This window comes from Acutalibacter sp., from assembly GCF_056800975.1.
Map to the genome: position 1 here is coordinate 1 of NZ_JBQISV010000094.1, position 7,796 is coordinate 7,796.

Sequence of the window (7,796 nt, forward strand, 5' to 3'; positions counted from 1 at the left end):
CAAGGAGGCCAACCGCCTGGAATACCGCCCCGGCCCGGTGCTGAGCAATCTTTTTCTGGCCGACGAAATCAACCGCACCAGTGCCAAAACCCAGAGCGCCCTGTTGGAGGCCATGGAGGAGGGACAGGTCACTGTGGACGGCGTCAGCCACCCCCTGCCCAGGCCCTACACTGTGATTGCCACCCAGAATCCCCTGGGCACTGCCGGCACCCAGCCCCTGCCCGAGTCGCAGCTGGACCGCTTTATGCTGCGGCTGAGCATCGGCTACCCTTCGCCAGAGCAGGAGGTGCGTATTCTGAAGCAGACCGAAAGCCGCCGGCCTCTGGAATCCATTCTGCCCGCCGCCACCTTGGAGGAGGTGGAGCAAATGCGCCAGGAGGCAGCCAGCGTCCATGTGGCAGACGACCTGTACCGCTATGTGGCTGAGCTGTGCACCGCCACCCGGGAGGACCCCTCTCTGCGGCTGGGGGCCAGCCCCAGAGCAGGCGGGGCGTTGATTCGCGCCTGCCGGGCCTCGGCCTGGATGGGCGGGCGGGACTATATTGTCCCAGCAGACATCAATTTGCTGCTTTACGACGTGCTGGGCCACCGGGTGGTGCTGGAGCCCCAGGCGAGAATGAGCGGCATGGACTCCCACACAGTGCTGGAGAGCGTGATGGCCCAGGTGCCCGCCCCCCGCCTGCTGAAGTGAGGAGGGGCAAAGGTGCTGAAAAACCGGCTGGCCTATCTGCTGATCCTCCTGTTTACCGGAATATTCTTCGTCTGCTTCAACGGCTATCACTCCATGTACGTCTTTTGGCTGTCGCTGGCGCTGCCCTTGATTTCGCTGGGGGTCTCTCTGCCGGGTATGCTGACCCTGCGGGCTTCTGTCTGCGTTCCCGGCGGGGGAGAGACGGCCCGCTCCTGCAAGGGCCAGCCTATTCCCTTGCAGGTAGCGGTCATGACCCGCTGGCCCCTTCCCTCCGGGCGGGCCCGGGTAACGCTGGTGATCAAAAATCATTTTACCGGGGAGGAGCAGAGGGAGAGCCTGGAATTCTCCCCCAGCCGCACGCCCCAGCTGATGGAGCATAAGCTCACCAGCTCTCTGTGCGGAAGTCTCACCTGCCGTTTGACAAAGGCCCGGGCCTATGACCTGCTGGGCCTTTTTTCCCTGCCCTGCTTCCGGCGCACAGGCAGCTGCCAGGTGCTGGTTCTCCCCAGTGTCTGCCGCCCGGCATTGGACATGGCCCCCACCCACGCCTGGGGAGAGGACCAGGAGCGGTATTCTGCTCAAAAGCCCGGAGACGACCCTACCGAGCTGTTCGGCCTGCGGGACTACCGGCCCGGGGACCGGTTCAGCCGGGTGGACTGGAAGCTCTCTCAGAAGACCGGCTCGCTGCTGGTGCGGGAGGCCAGTCTGCCCCTGACAGACCGGGCGCTGGTGCTGGCGGAGCTCACCGGCAGCAGCGTGGAGGGAGACGCTCTGATGGACGTGCTGGCAACCCTGGGGGAGTTTCTGGCCGGGCGGGAGCTGGGCTTCTGTATCGGGTACTCTCAGGCCGGGCACACGGTGTTTGTGGACGTGGACCAGCCTGAGGATGTCCTCCCGGCCGTGGAGGCAGTGCTGTGCCATACGGACCGCCAGCCCCTGCGCCTGCCGCCGTCGCTGCCCGGCGGGGTGTCCCGGGTGGTGTACCTGTGCTCTGAGCCGGACCCGGACACCCTGAGCCGGTTGGTGCGGCAGTACCCCCAGGCCCGGCTGCACATGGCCGCGGCCCGGTCCTGGGGCCAGCCGGAACGCCTGCCCCCGGAGCTGCTGCCCCTGCGAGTGCGGCCCGGGCATGTCGCCGAGGACCTGAGCGGCCTCCTGCTCTGAGGCCCAGGCGCGGCGACCAAGGAAAGGAGGCCTGCCGATGGCAAAGCCCTCACAGACCATGCAGCTGGACCACCCCCGGCTGCTGCTTACAGAAAGCTCCCCGGCCCGCCGGTGGGTCTTTTACGTTGCGCTCTCTGCCCTGGGCGGGCTGGGGGCCTGGGGCTGCTTTATCAGCGCCTTTGCCCTGCCGGTAAGCCCCGCCGCCTTAACCGCTGCCGGGCTGCTGTGCTGCGGCTTTACTGTCTGGCGGCAGGTGGACCCCCGCAGGCGGTGGTGGTCAGCGTCGCTGGCAGGCTGGGTGGTGTGGCTGGCGTTGAGCGTGTTTTTCTTCGACCAGTTTCTTCACGGTGCCCAGCGCAGCCTTAACGCCATGCTGGACCAGTACAGCGACAAGCTGAACTATAACCTGCCCACTTTGGCCCTCCGCTATGCCCCCGGCGTCCCCCGCCCCCACCCGGAGGCCGAGTGTACGGTTTTTTTCAGTTTGCTGTTTTACCCCTTCTTCTGGTCCATGAGCCGCCTGCTGGCCCGCCGGGGCAGCACCTTAGGGGCTTTCTGTCTCAGCGGCATGCTGCTGGTGTTCCCCCTCAGCTTTTCCATTCTGCCCGCGGACTGGGCCTTTGGGGCGCTGCTGCTGTTCTGGTGCGCCCTGCTGCTGGTGACCTCTGTGCTGGGGGGGCGACAGGGCCTGCTGGGCCGGCGGGAGCGCTACCGGGCCTCTGGCGCGGCTGCGGCAAGGCCGGGCACCCTGCTGCTTTTGCCCTTGCTGCTGGCCGGCATGGCAGGGGTCTATCTGCTCTCTCCCCCTGAGAGCTATGCCCGCCCCCAGCTGGTGGACAGCCTGCGCAGCCTGGTGGAGGAGGGACTTGGCTCCCGGTCTTATATGCGGGGAGGCCAGGGCAGCAGCAACCGCCAGGTGCAGCTGAATACCCTGGGCAGCCGGGCCTACACCGGCGAAACCGTGCTGCGGGTCAAGTTTGACTGGCAGGGGATCGATGACGCCGCCCAGTACCCCTACAACTACGATGTGGGGGAACACCTGCGGCGGCACCCGAAGGAGTATTTGAAAAGCTTTGTGGGCAGCGTGTACACCGGCAGCAGCTGGGAGCGTCTAAAGGGCGAGGCCCGGCAGGAGCAGGAGCAGCTGGCCCTACAGGCACAGAATCAGACTGCCCTGTACCGGGAGCAGATGTACCTGGACGGGGTAGACGCGCCGGCCGCTTACCTGCTGTCTGTGCAGAATCTGGGGGCCAACCCCCGGTGCGTGTTCACCCCCTGCGGCCTGGCGGACGGAGAGGCTCAGCTGGCCCGGCAGGGTCTGGGATTTGTGGACGACGGCTTTGTAAAGTCAACGGACTTTTTGGCCGGTACACGGGAATATACCCTGGAAAGCTGCGGCGCTCCCACAGGGACCCATTATTTTTCCCGGGTGGCCGAGTGCCTTCTGGGCTCCTCCGCCGTCCGGATGGGCCGGGCCGACCAGAGCCATGACCGGAGCGAGTATGACGAGTATGACCAGCTGCTGGACGGAAACAGCGCCTGGACGGGCTCCCTGGGCGTGGAGGACCCCCAGCAGTGGCAGGTCCTGCGGAGCAGCCTGGACGCTCAGTTTCAGGCCGGAGGGGAGGGCTGGACCGAGGACCTGTGGAAGGCCCCGGAGGCGCTTCAGGGCCAGCTGGACCTGAAGGACCCGGACTTTCTGGACCAGATGGAGGCCTATCACGACTTTGTCTACCGCTACTACACCCAGGTGCCTGAGAGCCTGCGGGAGTACCTTGTCAGCTACCGCCAGGCCCTGGACCTGAACCCCTACACCAGGGAGGAGCGCTTTGACCTCCGGGACGGCCCGGTGTTTTTCGCCTACCGTATTGCCCAGGTGTTCCGTCAATATTACACCTACACCCTGTCGCCCCCTGCGCCCCAGCCCGGGGAGGACTTTGTGGGCTTTTTTCTGGACCAGTCCCAGGAGGGGTATTGCGTGCACTTTGCCAGCGCGGCTGTGCTGCTGCTGCGCTCGGCAGGCTACCCGGCCCGGTATGCCGAGGGCTATGCGGTGCCCTGCACCCAAAGCGGCTGGGTAGACGTGCCCGACTACAATGCCCATGCCTGGGTAGAGGTCTACTGCGGCGGGACCGGCTGGGTGCCGGTGGAGGTGACCCCTGCCTCTACCGATAACCCGTCGGTGTACTATAATGCCGCTCTCCCGGAGGGCTCAGAGGGAGAGTCCATTCAAACGCCCAGCCAGGAGCCTGCCGCCACCCTGCCCCCCAGAGACCGCCGTCCCCTGCGGGAGGACGAGCTGGGCCTCTCTACCCCAGAGCCCCAGCATGGGGCCAGGCCCGCCCCGGACCTGAGCGGGCCTGCCGCCGGAGGCCCGGGAGGACAGAAGGAGGCCGGCTGGCTGGCGCTGGGCTGCTGTGGGCTGCTGCTGGCTGCGGCGGGGCTGCTGCTCAGCCGGAGCCTGCGCCGCAGAAGCCGGGCCAAAGCCCTTGCCCGGCCGGACCGGAACCAGGCCGCGCTGAGCGCTTATGCCCTTTTGCTGGAGCTTTACCAGTGGGAGGCCCTGTGCGGCCTGCGGGAGGAGCCGCCCCCGCGCTGGAAGGAGCTGGCGGAAAAGGCCCGGTTTGGCCGGGGAATGCTGGAGCCGGAGGAGCTGTGGGAGCTGACAGCGTATATTGCGCCCCTGCAAAAAAAGCTGAGAATGCGGCTCTCCCGCTGGCACAAGCTGCGCTGCTGGGCCGCGGGGCTGATTTAACCGGCGACACACCCCAGAGGGTTTGCGGAGCAAGGCGGCGGGCCCCTGTCTGCTGCCGGTGAATACAGAGAAAAAAGCCTCCCCTTCCGCTCCTCAGGCCATGGCCTGGGGATGGGAAAGGGAAGGCTTTCGCTCTGTATTCGCCCTGTGGGAACCTGTACCAATGGGATGCGCCGGTCTTACCGGTCAATTTTACCACTGACTGCGCTCCAAAAGCCTGCCAGCCGCCAGTCCGCCCACGCTTTTGCGCCTTGCCGCCAACAAAAGTTTATACTCGATCATCCTGGCACAAAGCTGGTCAGCACAAGCTCCTATTGTCAAACCGCTTATGCCCCTGTGCCCCCGCTGGTCATTTTGGCCAGCAGGCGGAGCAGCTCCTGCTTTTCCTCCGGGGTCAGGCTGGCGGCGGTCTGGTTGCCCCATTGGGCCAGATAGTCCCGAATCACCGGGGCCAGCTCCCTGCCCTTTTCCGTCAGATAGAGCTTGTTCTGCCGCCGGTCCAGGGGGTCTGTCTCCCGGTACAGACAGCCCAGCTCCTCCAGCCTTTTGGTCCGGCGGGCCACCGTGCACTTGTCCAGATACATGTGGTTGGCAATGCTGTCCTGACTGGCCCCGGGGTGGCGGTCCACATGCAGCAGAATCATGTGCATGGCCCCAGTGAAATCATACTCCTTCAGGCTCTCGCCCATAAACTTCTTCCGCCCCCGGAACAAAAAGGTCAACGCCCGGCCCAGCTCCCGGCTGAACCGCCCGGGCTCCTGGCTCTCTGGCCGCAGGCGAACCTGGCAGACCTGCTCAAAGGTAAACTCCGCCTCAGGCCCTTGGGGTATAGCGCTGCGGTATAGCTTTTCCAGGGCAGCGGCAATCTCCTCGCTGTCCACAACCGGCGCAGCCTCTTCGGCAGGGGGCAGCAGCATAATGTGGTAGTCCACCCCAAACAGCACCGAGTCCACTCCTGTGTCCACTGCGCCGCAGCGCCGGTAAAAGCTTACCCGCCGCTGGCGGAGGGTCCGGTCCTCCGGGGTGGCCGCGCACTCGGGGCTCTCCACCTCAAACAGCAGCGAGGCCCCGGCCGCGGCAAGAGCCTGACGCAGCAGCCCCAGGCATTCGCTGCCTGTGCCCTGGCCCCGGCGGTCCGGCTCTACGGCGAAATAGTTCAGCAGGGCGGCAGGAACGCCCTGCTCTGTGATGAACACCCCATAGGCGGCAAGAGCTTCTCCGTCATAAAATCCAACGGCCTCTTGCCTGTTGCTTTTAATCAGCCTTTTCATCCAAGCCCAGGGCATCAGCTCGTCCGGGGGAAAGTCCCGGGCAAAGCAGGGCTGGTACATGGCTTTTGTATCGTCAATGCTGAGAGAACGCAGAGTCATGGCCTTGATCCTTTCCATTCCTTCCTACCGGCAGAAGGCGTTTCTATGCTTTTCTTAATTATTCTATCAGACTTTTCCTCTGAGGGCAAGACGGAAAAACAGTGGAAATTTCGGGGAATCTGCCAGGCAGCTTGCCTTTTCGATGGTTTTCATGTATAATAGAGAATAAGTCCCTATATTCAAAAGAAAAGAGAGGATACTGCCATGAAAATGGGCAAACCCATGTTTATTGCCGCAACCGTGCTTTTGGTGGCAGTCATTGTTGCCATATCAGCCATGACCCTGGCCCAGGGGCCCCGCACCAGCCTGGTGGAGATGATCAGCCACTCGGGGTCTTCTGCCGAGGTAAACGACCTGTATGAGGGCAACACCACCATCCCCTACTTCGGCATTCCCATTAACAGCTATGACCCTGCCGACTTTGTGACAGAGGAGGGCGTGGTGGAGTACATAGGCGGCGAGTCCCAGATGGGCATCAATGTCAACGCCAAGTCCGGCGACATTGACTGGCAGCAGGTGAAAAACAGCGGCGATGTGGATTTCGCCATGATTCGGGTGGGCCACCGGGAGACCGTGAAGGGCCGGATTATTCCTGACCCCCAGTTTGCCAAAAACATGGACGGCGCGGCGGAGGCCGGTCTGCCTGTAGGGGTCTATTTCTACTCTAAGGCGGTTACCGAGGCAGAAGCGGAGGCGGAGGCCAAGTTTGTGCTGGACCAGCTCCACGGCCGCTCCATCACCTACCCCATTGCCTTTTACTGGGAGTTTGACCTGAAGGACGACGGCACCCAGGACGAAAACTCCCGCACCGTGCGCTGCAACGGGGACCAGGTTACCGGCTTTATTGAGACCTTCTGCGGTATGGTGAAGACCGCAGGATATGACCCCTGCTATTATGCGGACAAAAACATGGCCTACAAGCGCCTGGACCTGTCCCGTCTGTCTGCCTACGACCTGTGGTATGCGGAGTTTGTGCCCATACCCAGCTTTTACTACGACTTTAAAATATGGCAGTACACCAAAGAGGGGGACGTGCCCGGCATCTCGGTCAAGGTTCCCATCAGCATCAGTCTGAAAAAGTATTGACGGCATAAGGAGGCAGCATGAAAAATTTTGACAGACAGCAGCTCAGGCGGCTCTCCCTCATTTGCGCCGCAGCCGCCCTGATGGTGGTGCTTGTCACCCTGCTTATTGTGTTTTTCACCCGGGACAAGGCCCCTGAGGAGCCCCAGAGCTCCGGGCTGGTGATTCCCGAGGGCATGAAGCTGGTGGAGGATATTTACAACGGCCAGCTGATTGTGCCGGATTTTGACGTTCCTGCAAACACCTACGACCACCAGGGCTTTTCTACCGGGGAGGACGGCTTCCGCCGGTATGAGGGGGCTGCTGTGGGCATTGACGTCTCAGAATTCCAGGGAGACATCGACTGGTACGCGGTCAAGGCGGCTGGGGTGGAGTTTGCCATCATCCGGCTGGGCTACCGGGGCATGACCCAGGGCATTCTTCAGGACGACAGCAAATTTCAGCAGAACATGACAGGCACCGAGAACGCTGGCGTTCAGCGGGGGGTGTATTTCTTCTCTCAGGCAGTTACCGAGGCTGAGGCTGAGGCTGAGGCTGACTATGTGCTGGAGAAACTGGACGGCGCCCGGCTGACCTACCCGGTGGTGTTTGACTGGGAGGACCCGGTGCCCAGCGAGGAGCTTCCCGCAGACAGCCTGCGGGCCCTGGACTGTCCTGGTGGCACTGTGACCAAATGCGCCATTGCCTTCTGCCGGCGGATTCAGGAGGGGGGGTATACTCCCTGTGTGTACTT

6 protein-coding genes are annotated in these 7,796 nt (G+C 63.3%); 5 read left to right on the top strand and 1 reads right to left on the bottom strand.

Going from position 1 to position 7,796, the window contains the following annotated elements; translation table 11 throughout:
* From ACTO5E_RS09160 to ACTO5E_RS09170, 3 genes are all read left to right on the top strand, one after another.
* A partial coding sequence (locus ACTO5E_RS09160; RefSeq protein ID WP_482303129.1) for an AAA family ATPase occupies positions 1 to 691 on the top strand: 691 nt, incomplete at its 5' end.
* Positions 692 to 703: 12 nt separating this feature from the next.
* A complete protein-coding gene (locus tag ACTO5E_RS09165) occupies positions 704 to 1,855 on the top strand; it encodes a DUF58 domain-containing protein (protein WP_482303131.1) in 1,152 nt (383 codons plus the stop codon).
* Positions 1,856 to 1,892: 37 nt separating this feature from the next.
* Positions 1,893 to 4,610: a transglutaminase-like domain-containing protein gene (locus ACTO5E_RS09170; RefSeq protein ID WP_482303132.1), complete on the top strand. Its 2,718-nt coding sequence runs from the start codon at positions 1,893 to 1,895 to the stop codon at positions 4,608 to 4,610.
* A gap of 326 nt (positions 4,611 to 4,936) precedes the next feature.
* Here the strand turns inward: ACTO5E_RS09170 and ACTO5E_RS09175 are convergent, their stop codons facing one another.
* The gene (locus ACTO5E_RS09175; protein WP_482303133.1) at positions 4,937 to 5,998 is read right to left on the bottom strand and encodes a MarR family winged helix-turn-helix transcriptional regulator; all 1,062 of its coding nucleotides are present in this window, start codon (positions 5,996 to 5,998) and stop codon (positions 4,937 to 4,939) included.
* Positions 5,999 to 6,184: 186 nt separating this feature from the next.
* Here ACTO5E_RS09175 and ACTO5E_RS09180 point away from each other — a divergent pair, with 186 nt between their 5' ends.
* Positions 6,185 to 7,066, top strand: a complete 882-nt coding sequence (locus tag ACTO5E_RS09180; protein WP_482303134.1) for a GH25 family lysozyme — start codon at positions 6,185 to 6,187, stop codon at positions 7,064 to 7,066.
* Between the two features lie 17 nt (positions 7,067 to 7,083).
* Positions 7,084 to 7,796 (top strand): GH25 family lysozyme (locus ACTO5E_RS09185; protein WP_482303135.1); only part of this gene is annotated, 713 nt, incomplete at its 3' end.

Excerpts from the sequence above, each read along its gene's own strand:
- ACTO5E_RS09170 (WP_482303132.1), top strand. The coding sequence starts at position 1,893 with ATGGCAAAGCCCTCACAGACCATGCAGCTGGACCACCCCCGGCTGCTG.
- ACTO5E_RS09175 (WP_482303133.1), bottom strand. The coding sequence starts at position 5,998 with ATGGAAAGGATCAAGGCCATGACTCTGCGTTCTCTCAGCATTGACGAT.
- ACTO5E_RS09180 (WP_482303134.1), top strand. The coding sequence starts at position 6,185 with ATGAAAATGGGCAAACCCATGTTTATTGCCGCAACCGTGCTTTTGGTG.